Consider the following 14,985-nt stretch of genomic DNA (forward strand, 5'->3'; position numbering starts at 1 on the left):
CCGGCGCTTTCAGGACCCGCTAGCAACGGCCTGCTCCTGCCGCAAACCCTTCAGCCGTTCTACACCGAGTTGCACCAGCGCAAGCGCTTTCGCCGGGTGCAAGTCTTGGGGTATTTTCTGGCCGTCGGTGTACCAAGCCACCGGCAGACTGGTTTCCATAACAAATCCCAGCGCTTCGCCCAGAGTCAGAGCCTCGTCGATCTTGGTAATCACACAGCCGGCAAGGTTTGCCATCTTATAACAATGCCATACGGATTTCATAATCCGCGGCTGGCTGGTGGCAGACACCACCAAATGTGTACGGATTTTGTGATGACTGCGGGCCAGCTCGGCCAATTGCTCCTGGTAGCCCCGATCGGTGCTGGTCAGCCCGGCGGTATCAATCAACACCAGGCGACGGTCAGACAACTCATCCAGAATTTCATCCAGCGGGTGGCTTTCATCAACTACCCGTACCGGCACGTTAAGAATACGGCCAAACACAAACAATTGCTCGTGCGCCGCAACCCGATAACGATCGGTGGTAATCAACGCCAGGGAATCGGCGCCGTGGCGCAGCACGTAGCGTGCCGCCAGTTTGCCGATGGTGGTGGTTTTACCCGCTCCAGTAGGCCCAACCAGAGCAAATACGCCGCCTTCATCCAGCCATTCCTGGCGCGGGGTACGCACACCGTTAACCAGCATTTTGAGAGACTGCTTCCAGCCATCCTCCAGGCGCCCGGCCTGGTGACGGAGGGCGAGATTGTCAGACAGCTCGCGGCTAAGGCCGAACTCACCCAAGCGTTCTGCCAGGCGCTGCTGAAGAGCCGTAACATTGGCGCCAGCACTGGTGTCTTTTAACGCGGCAGGCGCGGTCTGACCGTTCATCAGCTCGCGCAGACTGCTTATTTCAGAACGCATGGCCGCCAGCTCCCCGGCATAACCCGCAGGCTGACCGCTTTGCGCTGCCGCGTTTTGGCTACGCTCGTCAGCGCCGGCCGGCAAGGTTCTGCCGCCTGCTGCAAACGGATCTGCGCTAGTCATGTCAGCAAAGCCATTGACGGTTTCAGCAATGGAACCGTAACCGGCCTGGCTGTCGGCACGCTGATCGCGCACATCGCGGATGCGATCACGGGAGCGGCCAAGCTCGTCTTCCAGGTGGCGCTGCTGGTCTGCCTGCAGCTCTGCCAGATGGGTGCCACTCGTAGCTGCCACCGCTTTGTCACCTAGGCGTTGGCGCGCCATGTTTTCGTCGTAATCGAGGGCCGTCACAATTTCAACGCCGCCGTCTACCCGGCGGTTGGAAAGTATCATCGCATCCGGCCCCATGTGTTCGCTGACCTGCTTCAGGGCTGCGGCCATTGTGGGTGCAAAAAAACGTTTTACTTTCATGCTTGCTCATCCTTTGCCGGGAACGCGGCTGGCGTTATCCGTGTGTCGTCTGCGCCATTACTGGCCTACCGACGCTACGATGGTAATCTGTTTGTTATCCGGCACTTCCTGATAAGACAGTACGTGCAGGCGTTCTATGCCATAACTGGCGAACTTTGCCAGCACCGGCCGCAGCGGGCCGGACACCAGCAGAATCGCTGGCTTACCGAGCACTTCCTGGCGCTGCACGCTGTCTTGCAGTGAGCGCTGGAGTTTTTCCACCATGTTCGGCTCTAGCACTAGCCCGATATCGTCCTGCGCGCCGGATTGTTGACTCTGCTGTACAGACTTAAGCAATAACTGTTCCAGATCTGGATCCAGGGTAATCACCGGTATTTCGGATTCGTTACCAACGATGCTTTGCACAATCATCCGCCGCAGGGCTTGGCGGGTTACCGTAGTCAAGACTTTCGGGTCCTGACTGCGCGGGTGCAGGTTCACTATGGATTCGGCGATAGAGCGCATATCACGAATAGGCACTTCTTCTTTCAACAGATTCTGCAACACTCGCAGCAACACGCTGATGTTCACCGCTGAGGGCACCAGCTCTTCCGCCAGTTTCGGCGATACCTTTTCCAGTTGGTCCAGCCACTTCTGCACTTCTTCATGGCCCAGCAACTCGTAGGCGTGGGTCTGCAGAACCTGATTCAGGTGAGTAGCCACTACGGTGCTGGCGTCTACCACGGTGTAGCCCAGGCTTTGGGCCTGGTCTTTTTTCTCTGGCTCTATCCAGATGGCATCAAGGCCAAAAGCCGGATCTTTGCCTTCTATACCCTCCACTTTGCCAAACACCTGGCCGGGGTCGATGGCCAGCTCACGCTCCGGGTGAATCTCCGCTTCGGCAATGGTGACGCCCATCAGGGTGATGCGGTAAACGTTGGGCATTAAGTCCAGGTTGTCGCGGATATGCACCGAGGGCATCAAAAAGCCCAAATCCTGGGACAACTTTTTACGCACACCTTTAATACGGCTAAGCAGTTGCCCGCTCTGACTTTTATCCACCAACGGAATAAGACGGTAGCCGACTTCCAGGCCCACAATGTCCACAGTGGCGACGTCGTCCCAGCCCAGCTCGCGATTCTCTGCCGGTGCCGGTAGAGCCTGGCTACCGCTGTCGCCACTGACCAGTTCGCCGCCGCTGGTACGACCAGCCGCTCCTGCACCGCCACGTACCGGGAAGCTGTCACCTTCTTCTACCATTTGTTGATTTTTCTTCCAGGTAAGCCAGGCCGCTGCCGCCGCCAGCGAACCCAGCCCCAGAAAGACTACGTGGGGCATCCCAGGAATCAGGCCCAGCAAAATCAGAATACCGGAAGCAATAGCCAGAGCCTTGGGCACATCGAACATTTGCTGCAGAATCTGGCCGCCCATATCCTGGCTGGAGGTGGTACGGGTAACCATAATCGCCGCCGCCGTAGACAACAACAGCGACGGGATTTGGGCCACAAGGCCGTCACCAATGGTCAACAGCGCGTAGCGCTCCACCGCCAAGCTAAAATCCAGCCCGTGCTGGGCCATACCAATAGCAATCCCGCCGATGATGTTAATGGCCAGAATGAGCAGGCCCGCAACGGCGTCGCCTTTTACAAATTTCGAAGCACCGTCCATGGAACCGTAGAAATCGGCTTCTTCGGCAACTTCCCTACGGCGAAATTTGGCGTCTTCCTGATTAATCAAGCCGGCGTTCAAGTCGGCGTCGATGGCCATTTGCTTGCCGGGCATAGCATCCAGGGTAAATCGGGCGCTCACCTCCGACACTCGGCCGGCACCTTTGGTGACCACCAGAAAATTGATGATCATCAGGATGGCAAACACCACCAGGCCAACAGCGTAGTTACCGCCAATCAACACCGCACCGAAAGACTCAATTACTTTACCGGCCGCATCCCCGCCATTATGGCCTTCCAGCAGCACAATACGGGTAGACGCGACGTTCAGCGCCAGGCGTAGTAAGGTCGCCAACAGCAAAACGGTGGGGAACGCAGCAAAATCCATCGGCCTCAGGGCGTACACGCACACCAACAGGATCACGATGGACAAGGTTATGTTGAAGGTAAAAAACACGTCCAGCAAAAACGCCGGCACGGGCAGAATCATCATGCCCAGCAATCCCATTAGCATCAGTGGAACCCCGAGGTTCCCCTTCGCCAAGGATTTGACGTTACTAAAGACTAAAGCTCGGTCCATGCCGGATTTCTCTCTAATGATTACCTAATTGGGCCTGATTTGATCTAAATTGATCTGATCTGACCTGATTTCTGGCGCATTGGCGCGTTTTAGCAGGTACACCGCAAAAACCATACCAATCCTTAGGAAATCCCCTACAACTTTCTGCTGCCGGCAGCCTGACGCAAACCACCAGATACGGTATCCTTTCGCCATTTTGTGTCGTTGCCTTTATGCACGACCCCGCGCCCTCAATTATCACGACAAACAGGTGACCGCCATGCCCATCCACGAAGTAAAACACCCTCTGATACAGCACAAAATTGGCCTGATGCGCCGTGCCGATATCAGCACCAAGAATTTTCGTGAACTGGCGCAGGAACTGGGTACGCTGCTGACTTACGAGGCCACCAAAGACCTGACCCTGAAAAAACAGCAGATTGACGGGTGGGCCGGGCCGGTCACCGTGGAACAAATTCAGGGTAAAAAAGTGACCATCGTACCGATTCTGCGCGCCGGCATTGGCATGCTGGACGGCGTGCTGGCGCTGTTACCCGCGGCGCGGGTGAGCGTAGTGGGCCAGATCCGCAACGAAGAAACCCTGGAAGCCACCACCTACATGGAAAAACTGGTGGGTGAACTGGACCAACGCATGGCGCTGATTATCGACCCCATGCTGGCCACCGGTGGCTCGATTATCTCGACGATTGATTTGCTGAAAAAAGCCGGCAGCACCGACATTCGCGCGCTGATTCTGGTGGCCGCTCCTGAAGGCGTGAAACGAGTTCTGGCTGCGCATCCGGATGTGTCTATCTACACCGCCTCCATCGACGACGGCCTAAATGAAAAAGGCTATATCCTGCCTGGCTTGGGCGACGCCGGCGACAAGATTTTCGGCACCAAGCAGAAGGACGTCTAATTATGTCCCAACACGCTAACGAGTCTGTTAACGACGCTAACAAGGAGCCTGTCGACGAATCTTTTCATGAGCCGGTGTGGAAGCAAGCGTTAGCCGGCTCCCAGATGTTGCTGGTGGCCTTTGGCGCACTGGTGCTGATGCCACTGATTACCGGCATGGACCCGAATGTCGCGCTCTTCACTGCGGGCCTTGGCACCATCATTTTTCACGTTGTGACCGGTGGTCAGATTCCGATTTTTCTGGCGTCGTCATTCGCCTTTATTGCCCCGGTGATTGCCTCCAAAGGCAAATTCGGTATGGAAGAAACCATGGGCGGCTTGATGGCAGCGGGTATTTTGTACATCATTCTGAGCGCCTTGGTGAAAGTCCGCGGTACCGGCTTTATTACCCGCTTGCTGCCACCGGTGGTGATTGGCCCGGTCATTATGGTGATTGGCTTGGGGCTGGCACCTGTAGCGGTGCACATGGCGTCTGGCCGCGCCGGTGACGGCAGCGTTCAACTTATTGCGGAAAACACCGCGCTGTGGATTGCGATGATTTCGTTGGTGTGCACCGTAGGCGCCTCGGTCTGGGCAAAAGGTATTTTTCGCCTGATTCCAATCATGTTTGGCGTACTGGTGGGCTATGGTCTATCGGCCATATTGGGCTTGGTAGACACGACTCCGGTGCAACAGGCTCCTTGGCTGGCCATTCCCAACTTTACCGCGCCACAATTCAGCTGGGGAGCCATTCTGTTCATGATCCCGGTGGCCATTGCCCCAGCTATAGAGCACATTGGCGACGTACTGGCCATCGGCAACGTAACCCGTAAAAACTATCTGGACAAACCCGGCCTGCACCGCACCCTGCTGGGCGACGGCCTGGCCACCAGCGCCGCATCACTACTGGGCGGACCGCCCAACACCACCTACTCGGAAGTGACTGGCGCCGTCATGCTGACCCGCAACTTCAACCCGAAAACCATGTGGTGGGCCGCGGTTATCGCCATTGTACTGGCCTTTGTGGGTAAATTCGGCGCGGTGCTGCAGACCATTCCGGTGCCGGTGATGGGCGGCATTCTATGCCTGCTGTTCGGTTCTATTGCGGTGGTGGGCATGAGCACGCTGATACGCCACCAGGTGGACCTGAACTTACCGCGCAACCTGGTGATTGTAGGTGTCACCCTGGTATTCGGTATTGGCGGCATGGTGCTGGGCCATCTGGCAGGCATCGCGCTTTGTGCGATCGTGGCCATCGCCCTGAACCTGATTCTGCCGGGCTCACGCGAGGCCTGGGGCAAAGCCATTTACGAAAAGAAAGACTGATCAGCACCCGGCCCCCGCCCTGGGGGTCGGCTAACTTAAGCGTCGCGGCATCAATTTAACGGCTCGACGAAGCCAACTAACGCTATTTTGGATCACATTCAGCCCGCTATTCTCTACTCCAAATTCTGACAAAATGATTATTTATCTGATCTCGGTCAATTAGGATAACGCTAATTATATCGATTTGATTTCAGTCAATTGTGATTTTGTCATCTTATCTATGCTCAGTTTCTGATGGCTCACTCAATGATTTTGTGCTGTCAACACGCAGAAAAATGCCACTGAATCATGGAGCTAGGTATGGAAGGCAAAACTTCAAAAACATCAGCAGTCAATGAACAGCGTCGTAACTTTATCAGTGGCTCAATCAGTGCTGGCTTTTTGGGCGCAGGCATTGCAGCAGGGTTAGTGCCAGCATTGGCTCAGGCTGAAAGCGGCAAACAAGTGAACCGTATGGCTAGCTATACCGCTGATCAGCTAGAGCGAGTCAAGCAAGTACTAGTAGTCCCGCCTATGGTACCCGCGCATGACCAAGTCGCTAAAGGCAAGCCTAAAGTCATTGAAGTACGCCTCGATGTAGAAGAGAAACAAATAGATCTAGAAAATGGTGCTAAGTCATGGGTATGCGCCTTTAATGGCAGCGTGCCTGGGCCGTTAATTGTTTGCCACCAACACGACTATGTTGAATTAACCTTAGTTAACCCTAAAACCAACATGCTAGCCCATAACATAGACCTTCACGCGGCAACGGGTGCCTTGGGAGGCGGAGAGTTAACGCTTGTTTCTCCAGGTGAAGAAGTTACCTTCAGATTTAAGGCCACTAAAGTAGGAACTTTTGTATATCACTGCGCGCCAGGTGGCGTCATGATCCCTTGGCATGTCGTGATGGGCATGAATGGCGCGATCATGGTATTACCACGTGAAGGCTTAAACGATGGCGATGGCAACAACCTAACCTACGACAAGGCCTATTACATTGGCGAACAAGATTTCTATATTCCCAAAAATGAGCAAGGGAAACACAAGGCTTATGACACTGTTTTAGGCAGCATGAATGAAACCTTAGAAGTGATGAAAACCCTTACCCCATCCCATGTCGTCTTTAACGGCGCAGTTGGGGCCTTAACGGGTCAGAATTCCATGACAGCCAAGCTTGGTGAAACTGTGCTGTTTGTTCACTCTCAAGCTAACCGTGATACTCGCCCACATATTATTGGCGGTCACGGGGATTATGTTTGGAACACAGGTTCATTCAATGACAGACCATCTCGAAATTTGGAGACTTGGCATATTGCCGGTGGCAGCGCTGGCGCAGCTTTATATACCTTCATGCAACCTGGGTTGTATGTCTATGTGAATCATAATTTAATTGAAGCCATCATGAAAGGTGCTGCAGGCCATATCAAGGTGGACGGCGAATGGAATGATGATTTGATGACCCAGGTCAGCAAGCCTTCTCCCATCAAATCCTAAATACTAGCCCTAAGCTATTCGGTCAGATAATAAATTAAAGAAACCGTACTAAGGTGTGGCTCAAAACAAATATTTCTGAGCCACTGGCGCGAGGCAACACAGGTGCGAAGGAAAGCGCCATGCTAAAAGTAATCTATATATTTTTTCTGACTATAGCCTGCCAAACTGCCACAGCCCAACAAGTCGATAAAAGCACGAAGGATTATTTAATTTATGCCAGTGTAATGATCAAAAACTTAGCTCTGGACGTGCCGACAGAAGGTAACATTTTGCCGCTTACTCTGAATTTCGACAACGGTGAAACCATTAGCCTAGGCGCCAAAGTAACACGCACGCCATAAAGGACCGTGGGAAGCGGAATGATTGGCAAGAAGGTGGGGAATCTCCAAATCCTGCCCTGTCCGGCCAATTCAACTCCCTGAGCGGCCTAACGGCGCGCCATGGATTCCAGCATTCGGTTCACCGCATCCAGGTGCTCTGGCTCGTTATGGCACATGCCTTGAAAGCAGGCGCAAAGATCCAGAAAGTCCTTCAGTTCCATTCGCTGCGCCATCTTCATCAAGCGCTTGGTCATCCGAGTCGCTTTAGGCGGCTGGCTGGCCATCCGCCCGGCTAACGTCATGGCCGTGGGCATCAGCTCATCTGCCGGCACCACGTCCAAAACAATGCCCAATTCTTTGGCTTCGTGCGCATCAACAATCCGGCCAGACAAGGTTAACTCGAAAGCCCGCTGGTAGCCGATCAAGCGTTGCATCAACCAGGCGCCACCGTCCCCCGGAATGATGCCAAGATTAAGGAAAGTTTCGCCGAACTTGGCTTTCTCTGAGGCTATACGGACATCGGCCATATTGGCCAGATCGAAGCCCGCTCCGATGGCCGGCCCATTTACAGCGGCAATAATCGGCACCTCGACAGCCTGCATGACCAACGGAATACGCTGAATGCCCTTGCGATAGCGTTCGGCGCATTCCGCTGCATCACCGGCAAAATCGCCACCGCGTTCGGCCATGTCGCGGACGTTGCCGCCTGCACTAAAGGCTGAACCGGCACCGGTAATAACCAGTACCGAGACATCGTCACAGCCATTGACCCATTCGGCAGTGGTAACAATATCGTCGATCAAATGGGACCCCGTAAGGGCGTTGCGTAAGTCGTGGCGGTTGAGAGTTAACGTCGCAACACGGTTCTCAAGAGTAATCAGTGCATCAACCAGCTGTGGCAGGTTGCTCATATTTGATTGACTCATAGCGGTGTCTCCTGGCAAACGATCACTCGGGCATCAACCACCGCGTAACCGTCGTCATAGGCAATCACGGGATTAAGATCCAGTTCAAGGATCTCGGAGTGAGCGTCAACGATACTGGACACTTTCAACAGCAGCTCGACCAGCGCGTCTTTACTCACCGCTGGTTCGCCACGGGTTCCATCCAATATCTTGCGGGCTTTGATCTGGTTTACCATAGCGTGGGCATCATTGCGGCTCAGTGGAATGGCGCGAAAAGCTACGTCCTCCAAGACTTCCACAAAAATACCGCCCAAGCCGAACATCAACACCGGTCCGAACACCGGGTCACGGCTGACCCCGATTATAACCTCAGTGCCCTTACGAGCCATGGGCGCTAACAAAACACCCTCTATCTCGGCGTCGGCTTTGTAGAGCTTACACGCGGCGAGAATTTCAGCATGGCCGCGGCGCAAATCCGCCTCGCCACTGAGGTTGAGTTTGACTCCGCCGGCATCCGATTTGTGTAAAATATCCTTGGAAACGACTTTCATAGCCAACGACGTGTGACCAAACTCAGCAACCGCTTCTAAAAACTCGGCCTCATTTCGGACAATCAGCTCTTTCGGCACATCCACGCCATAAGTGCGCAACAATGACTTCGCCTCAAACTCAAACAAATCCCGACCGCTTCTTTGAGCCTGCTTAAAGGTTGCAACAACGCCAGCATCGGGGCTCAGTGGCTGCGCCAGCTCCGCCCGCTGGTTACTGGCGATATAGGCTCCCCGTTCGTTCAGCGCTTTCAAGACCTGGACCGCGTGCTCGATCGAATTGTAAACAGGCACCCCTGCTCCGCGCAGTCGAACCAGCGGTTCAGGCCGAACATGGCTGTAAAGGCTGTAAACCACCAACGGTTTATCGATCTGGCCAGCCAGTTTCGCGATCGCATCAGCCGTCTGCAGCTCTTCCGCCTTGAGTTCCTCTGCAAAGCGAATGCCGTAGCCACCAAACATGCCCACCAGGAACACCATGTCAACGTTCGCGTCCTCAACCAGGATACCCATGCAGTCTGCAAGCAGACTCGGGTTCGCGTCGGTACTGCCAGCCACATCAACAGGGTTTACCAACGACGCCTGTGGAAAGAGGATGTCCCGCAGCGCTGATCGGGTCGCATCAGACAGCTCGGCCAGTTCCAACCCTGCTTCACACAAGCGATCAGAAGCGATCGTTGCCTGGCCACCACCGTCGGCCAAAATCGCAACCCGGTTTCCATTCGCCTGCTGCAAAAGACCCAAGCCTTCGGCAACCGGCAGAATTTCATCAGACTGGCTGACCACGGTTACGCCCACCTGACGAAGCAGGTCTACCGTCATCGCATAGCTGCCGGCTAAAGCTCCGGTGTGAGATTTGGCGGCTTTCTGGCCGGCCTCGGTTGAGCCCGACTTATAAACCACCACCGGCTTGGTTTTCGCGATTTCTTTGGCAACATTCAAAAACACACGGCCGTCTTTGAAACCCTCCACATAAAGGGTTGCCACACGCGTGTTCTCGTCTTCTCCCAAATACTGAAGGTAGTCTGCAAAGCCTAAATCAATTTGGTTTCCTGGCCCCACATAGGTGCTAAAACCCACATGCCCGTTACTTTCCGCTTCGAGCGCCAGAGCCAAAAGCATATTCCCTGACTGAGAGATGATGCCGATATCGCCGGGCTTAACGTTGTCGAGAGCCAGCAAATTAACTTTTTTATGAAGGTTGAAGACCCCGGATGTGTTGGGGCCAACAATACGCACGTTGGCTTTTTGAGCGGCCTCTAATACCTCCTGCCCCAGCTTTGCACCGGCTTCGTCCACTTCGCCAAAACCGCTTGCCAGGATAATCGCCCCTTTTGTTCCATTGCGGCCACATTGGCCCAGCAGGTCGGGAATGGTCTTCGCTGGCGTACATATCAGCGCCAAAGCCGCCGGGCCCGGCAGTGATTCCATCGACGGGTAGGCTTTGTAACCCAGAATCGTATCGGCTTTAGGATTGATCGGATAGATCGCGCCTTCATAGCCGTCGTTAATAAGTCCAACCATCGCCTTGTAACCGCGCTTGGTGGGATCGGATGAGGCACCAAGAATCGCGATTGAATCGGGTGCCAGAAAATCGTGCAATGAACTTTTCATAATTAGCAGCCCTTGAAGACTGGTAAGCGTTTTTGAGCAAAGGAATCGACACCTTCCTGCCAGTCTTGGGTTGTCGTGCACATAAACACGCCGTCCAGCTCATGCTGAAGCTGCGCATCCAGATCCGCATGAGAGGCGTTGTTCAATAACTTCTTGACCAATGACATGGAAATTGGAGCCTTGGTGGCCAGCTGTTTGATAAACGCCTCTGCCTCATCAAGCAGTACCTCGTCAGCTACCGAACGAGTCGCCAAGCCAATACGCTCAGCCTCGGGGCCGTCAATTTTAACGCCGGTGAAGATCAGCTCACGAGCTTTCGCTAACCCTACCAAACGCGGCAGAAAACTGGTCACACCGCCGCCAACACACGTACCAATGCTGACTTCGGGAAAGCCGATTTTTGCCGTCTCGCCCATAAATATGAAGTCACAGGAGCAGGCCATTTCGGCCCCCGCACCTAATGCATAACCGTTAATGGCCGCAACCACCGGCTTACTCAGTCGAAACATCGCTTCGCAAACGTCATTACCCAATTGCAGATACTGCCGACGCTGATACTGGCTGCGCTCGCCAGAACCGTGCTCTTTCATATCGGCGCCAACACAAAAGGCGCGCCCTTCACCGGTTAATAAAACGGCTCTGACCTCAGGGTCGGCTTCTGCCTGGTTCAACGCCGCCAATAAGTCTTTATAAAACTGCTCAACAACGGCGTTTAAACGATGGGGACGATTGAAGCGAATCTCGGCATAGCCGTCTTTGATGGTATAAATCAGGGTTTCAAATGACACAATAAATCTCCTCTATCTCATCAGGTGTCACGTCGCAAGTCCGACGGTATCGGGAAATTCGGCATGATGGGCTTGTCGACGTGGCCTTTGCGGAACTGGCGCAGCTGGAATACATAGGCCAGCACCTGGGCGATGGCCATGTACAGGCCGTCTGGTATTTCCTGACCAATGTCACTGTTGTGATACACCGCCCGCGCCAGCGGCGGTGTGCGCAGAATTTCTACCTTGTTTTCGCGGGCAATTTCCATAATCTTGAAGGCCAGTTCGTCACCGCCCTTGGCCACCACCATAGGCGCGGCCATGCTGTTCGGGTCGTACTTCAGCGCCACCGCGTAATGGGTCGGGTTGGTGATGACCACGTCAGCGGTGGGAACGTCCTGCATCATCCGTCTCTGCGACATCTCCCGCTGCAGCTGGCGGATACGGCCTTTCACCTCGGGTTTGCCTTCGCTGTCTTTGTGTTCGTCTTTTACTTCCTGCATGGTCATTTTGAGCTTTTTATGATGATCGTAAATCTGGAAGGGCACATCGATCACAGCAATAATGATGGTGGCACAGGACAACAGAAAAAAGCTCCAACCCAGGGTCCAGAGTACATGCTCCATAGCCGGAACCGCCGGTTCTGCGGAGATGCTCAGCAAGTCCACCGTTCGCACTTGCAGAATGAGAATAGCGATGGTGAGTACCAGACCCACTTTGGCGATGGCTTTAAACAGCTCGATTAGCGAGCGTGCAGAGAACATGCGCCCAATGCCCTTTATAGGGTTCATACGATTAAGCTTGGGTGCAATGGATTTGCCGCTGAACAGCAAGCCTCCAATACCGATGGAGCCGGCTATAGCGGCCACCAGCAGCATAACCAGAATGGGCGACAACGCCCAGGCGGCGGCTTTCGTCGAGGCAATCAGCTGCACGCTCATATGGCGCATATCAAAAATGGCGCTGCGCTCGAGGGTAAAGGCGTCGCGCATGATGGCTTCCAGGGCAGCGCCAAGATGGGTACCAAAAATCAGTAGACCGCCAGCACCGGCCATCAACACAGCCGTTGTCGCCAGCTCTTTAGAACGCGCAGTCTCGCCATCCTCTTTGGCCTTTTCCAGCCTTCGGGGGGTGGCCTCTTCGGTTTTCTCCTGACTGCTGTCGTCGTCGGCCATTATCGGAATACCCTGATGCTGATGCTGTTATGACTACCGCTGCAACTCGCGCATGAAGTCGAACGTCTGCCGGGCGTAAACCTCGAAATGCGGCAGAAAATTGGCGTGCAACACCCAGATAGCAAACAATCCAAAAATCAGGCCAATGGGGAAGCCAAGGGCGAAAATATTCATCTGCGGCGCGGCGCGGGTCATCACCCCAAAAGAAATACTGACAATCAACACCGCCGTTACCGCAGGCAGCGCCATCAGCATAGCTGATACAAACATCCAGCTGATACGGTGCGCCAACTGCCACATACCGGCCTGCCCTAAACCTTCAAGGCCGATAGGCAAGGTGCGAAAACTCTCGATAAACACTTCAAACGCCACCAAGTGGCCATTCATCGCCAAAAACAACAGAGTGATGGTGATGGTGTAGATTTGCGCCAGCACCGCAACATTCACGCCGTTGGCGGGATCCACCATAGACGCAAAGCCCAAGCCCATTTGCATGGCAATCATCTGGCCGGCAATCACAAACAGCTGCCACAGGGCGGTTAGCGCGAAACCTAACCCTACGCCGATCAATATCTGCTGCAGGGTAATCACCACCGCATCGGCGCTTAAGGCGTCTATCTGGGGCACCGGAGGAATCATCGGCACCACGATAATGGTCATCAACAGGGCCAGGCCCAGGCGCACCCGGGCAGGCACCAACTGGGTACCAAAAACGGGAATCACCATCAGAAAGCTGGCAATGCGGAACAGTGGCCATAAATGTTGGCCAACCCACTGGCCTATCAGATCGGCACCGAGTTCGGTAGGCAGCATGGGTCAGCCGATCAAAAAGGGAATGCTGGAGAAGAGCGCGTTAGCGTGGTCCAGCAGTTTTGTCAGCATCCACGGCCCCCACACAATGATCACGATCAGTGTGATCAGCAGGCGCGGCAGAAAGCTCAGGGTTTGTTCGTTGATTTGAGTGGCCGCTTGAAAGGTACTGACCACCAAGCCAATAATCAGGCCCGGGGTAATAATCACCGACGCCAGCAGCACAATCATCCACAGCGCTTCGCGCAAAATATCGATGACGGTTTCCGGGGTCATAGATGTCCTCCATTAAGATCGCCGCTGCGCTCGTTAAAGGCCATAACTGGCCGCCAGGGTGCCCATTATCAACGCCCAACCGTCTACCAGCACAAACAGCATGATTTTGAACGGTAGCGAGATAATAATCGGCGACAGCATCATCATACCCATGGCCATCAGCACGCTGGCCACCACCATGTCGATAATCAGAAACGGTATGAACAATATAAAACCGATCTGAAACGCAGTTTTCAGCTCGCTGGTGACAAACGCCGGTAGCAGCACCCAGAATGTGACATCTTCAGGGCTGGCAAACTGCTCGTCAGCCATGCGCATGAAAAGGCCCAGGTCGCTCTCGCGGGTTTGTGCCAGCATGAACTGTTTGAACGGCTCCGACGCGGCTTCCACGGCTTCCAGCGAGGTCAGTTCTTCCTGCAGATAGGGTTGCAACCCTACCCGGTTGGCTTCTTCCAACACCGGTTTCATAATGAATATGGTCAGAAACAACGCCAGCCCCAGCAGAATTTGGTTGGACGGCGCTGATTGCAGGCCCAGGGCTTGGCGCAGTATGGAAAATACGATAATGATGCGGGTGAACGACGTCATCATCATCAGCATCGCCGGCAAAAATGTCAGCGCAGTCATCAGCGCCAGAATCTGCAGGGTCACCGAATATTCCTGCTGGCCCTCGCCGGCGCCGGGCTCTACGGTGAACGCGGGTATGCCGGGCAAGTCCGCCTGGGCCAGCGGCGCCCAAACCATGGCAGCGATGACAATCAGTAACGGCAATAGCGCCTCTAGCAGGCGCGCAGGTTCAAATCTTGCGGTCATCGGTCGATCTGCCAGAACTGTCGGCCGCGGCATTCGGGGCCTGGGTTTTATTCATCAGGGACTGGAGTTTGCGGGCAAATTCACCGCTGGGCGCGCTGCCGCCTACACTCACGACTGGCTCATCGAACACGTGCAGAGTGCGGATGGTGCTGGGAGTAATACCCAGCAGCAACTGCTGGCCCGCCACATCCACCACCGCAATGCGTTCGCGGGCGCCTAGGGCCATCACCGATACCACTTTAATGGCGCTGTTGTTCATGCCTGTCATGCCGGTCATGCGGCGGATCAGCCAAGCACAGCCATAGATAATCGCAATCACCGCCAGCAAGCCCAAACCCAGGCTCACCAGAGTAGACAGGGTATCCGGAGTGCGCGTCGCCCCAATCAGTTGCGTTTGCGCTTGCGGCGCAGCGGGCTCTGCCATGGCCGGAAACGCGGCCATCAACCAGAATATAGGAACTGCCTGCCAGAGCTTTGACGTCATA

Annotated in this window: 14 protein-coding genes; 4 read left to right on the forward strand and 10 right to left on the reverse strand. The window is 54.6% G+C overall.

Translation table 11 applies throughout. From position 1 onward, the window contains the following. Positions 1–9: 9 nt before the first annotated feature. The gene (gene flhF / locus MELB17_RS03210) at positions 10–1,371 is read right to left on the reverse strand and encodes a flagellar biosynthesis protein FlhF (RefSeq protein WP_007348698.1); all 1,362 of its coding nucleotides are present in this window, start codon (positions 1,369–1,371) and stop codon (positions 10–12) included. Between the two features lie 57 nt (positions 1,372–1,428). Continuing rightward, positions 1,429–3,597, reverse strand: a complete 2,169-nt coding sequence (flhA, locus tag MELB17_RS03215; RefSeq protein WP_036183403.1) for a flagellar biosynthesis protein FlhA — start codon at positions 3,595–3,597, stop codon at positions 1,429–1,431. Positions 3,598–3,856: 259 nt separating this feature from the next. On the opposite strand from flhA, the gene upp reads away from it, so the two are divergent. The 4 genes from upp to MELB17_RS03235 all read left to right on the forward strand — a co-directional run bounded on the left by upp (position 3,857) and on the right by MELB17_RS03235 (position 7,613). Next, the gene (upp, locus tag MELB17_RS03220) at positions 3,857–4,495 is read left to right on the forward strand and encodes a uracil phosphoribosyltransferase (RefSeq protein ID WP_007348701.1); all 639 of its coding nucleotides are present in this window, start codon (positions 3,857–3,859) and stop codon (positions 4,493–4,495) included. 2 nt (positions 4,496–4,497) lie between these two features. Beyond that, entirely contained in the window at positions 4,498–5,799 is a 1,302-nt protein-coding gene (locus MELB17_RS03225; RefSeq protein ID WP_007348702.1) for a uracil-xanthine permease family protein, read from the forward strand. 300 nt (positions 5,800–6,099) lie between these two features. Then, on the forward strand, positions 6,100–7,272 hold the full coding sequence (nirK, locus tag MELB17_RS03230; protein ID WP_007348703.1) for a copper-containing nitrite reductase: 1,173 nt from the start codon (positions 6,100–6,102) through the stop codon (positions 7,270–7,272). Positions 7,273–7,325: 53 nt separating this feature from the next. Further along, on the forward strand, positions 7,326–7,613 hold the full coding sequence (locus tag MELB17_RS03235; RefSeq protein WP_007348704.1) for a hypothetical protein: 288 nt from the start codon (positions 7,326–7,328) through the stop codon (positions 7,611–7,613). Between the two features lie 86 nt (positions 7,614–7,699). Here the strand turns inward: MELB17_RS03235 and MELB17_RS03240 are convergent, their stop codons facing one another. From MELB17_RS03240 to fliO, 8 genes are read right to left on the reverse strand one after another with little or no spacing between them, the layout of a single operon-like run. Then, positions 7,700–8,518, reverse strand: coding sequence for an enoyl-CoA hydratase-related protein (locus MELB17_RS03240; protein WP_007348705.1), 819 nt, complete (start codon positions 8,516–8,518; stop codon positions 7,700–7,702). Continuing rightward, a complete protein-coding gene (locus MELB17_RS03245; RefSeq protein ID WP_007348706.1) occupies positions 8,515–10,659 on the reverse strand; it encodes an acetate--CoA ligase family protein in 2,145 nt (714 codons plus the stop codon). Before MELB17_RS03245 ends, MELB17_RS03240 begins: the two co-directional genes overlap by 4 nt. 2 nt (positions 10,660–10,661) lie before the next feature. Continuing rightward, the gene (locus tag MELB17_RS03250; RefSeq protein ID WP_007348707.1) at positions 10,662–11,447 is read right to left on the reverse strand and encodes an enoyl-CoA hydratase/isomerase family protein; all 786 of its coding nucleotides are present in this window, start codon (positions 11,445–11,447) and stop codon (positions 10,662–10,664) included. Positions 11,448–11,467: 20 nt separating this feature from the next. Continuing rightward, positions 11,468–12,601 (reverse strand): flagellar biosynthesis protein FlhB, encoded by a 1,134-nt coding sequence (gene flhB / locus MELB17_RS03255; RefSeq protein ID WP_007348708.1) that lies wholly within the window; start codon positions 12,599–12,601, stop codon positions 11,468–11,470. A 33-nt stretch (positions 12,602–12,634) separates the two neighbouring features. Beyond that, positions 12,635–13,414 (reverse strand): flagellar biosynthetic protein FliR, encoded by a 780-nt coding sequence (gene fliR / locus MELB17_RS03260; RefSeq protein ID WP_007348709.1) that lies wholly within the window; start codon positions 13,412–13,414, stop codon positions 12,635–12,637. A 3-nt stretch (positions 13,415–13,417) separates the two neighbouring features. Then, positions 13,418–13,687, reverse strand: a complete 270-nt coding sequence (gene fliQ / locus MELB17_RS03265; RefSeq protein ID WP_007348710.1) for a flagellar biosynthesis protein FliQ — start codon at positions 13,685–13,687, stop codon at positions 13,418–13,420. A gap of 33 nt (positions 13,688–13,720) precedes the next feature. Continuing rightward, positions 13,721–14,500 (reverse strand): flagellar type III secretion system pore protein FliP, encoded by a 780-nt coding sequence (gene fliP, locus MELB17_RS03270; RefSeq protein WP_007348711.1) that lies wholly within the window; start codon positions 14,498–14,500, stop codon positions 13,721–13,723. Continuing rightward, positions 14,484–14,984: a flagellar biosynthetic protein FliO gene (fliO, locus tag MELB17_RS03275; RefSeq protein WP_157133240.1), complete on the reverse strand. Its 501-nt coding sequence runs from the start codon at positions 14,982–14,984 to the stop codon at positions 14,484–14,486. The genes fliP and fliO overlap by 17 nt, the downstream gene beginning before the upstream one ends. Position 14,985: the final 1 nt, after the last annotated feature.

Origin of the sequence: Marinobacter sp. ELB17 (assembly GCF_000169375.1) — a bacterium.
Lineage (GTDB): Bacteria > Pseudomonadota > Gammaproteobacteria > Pseudomonadales > Oleiphilaceae > Marinobacter.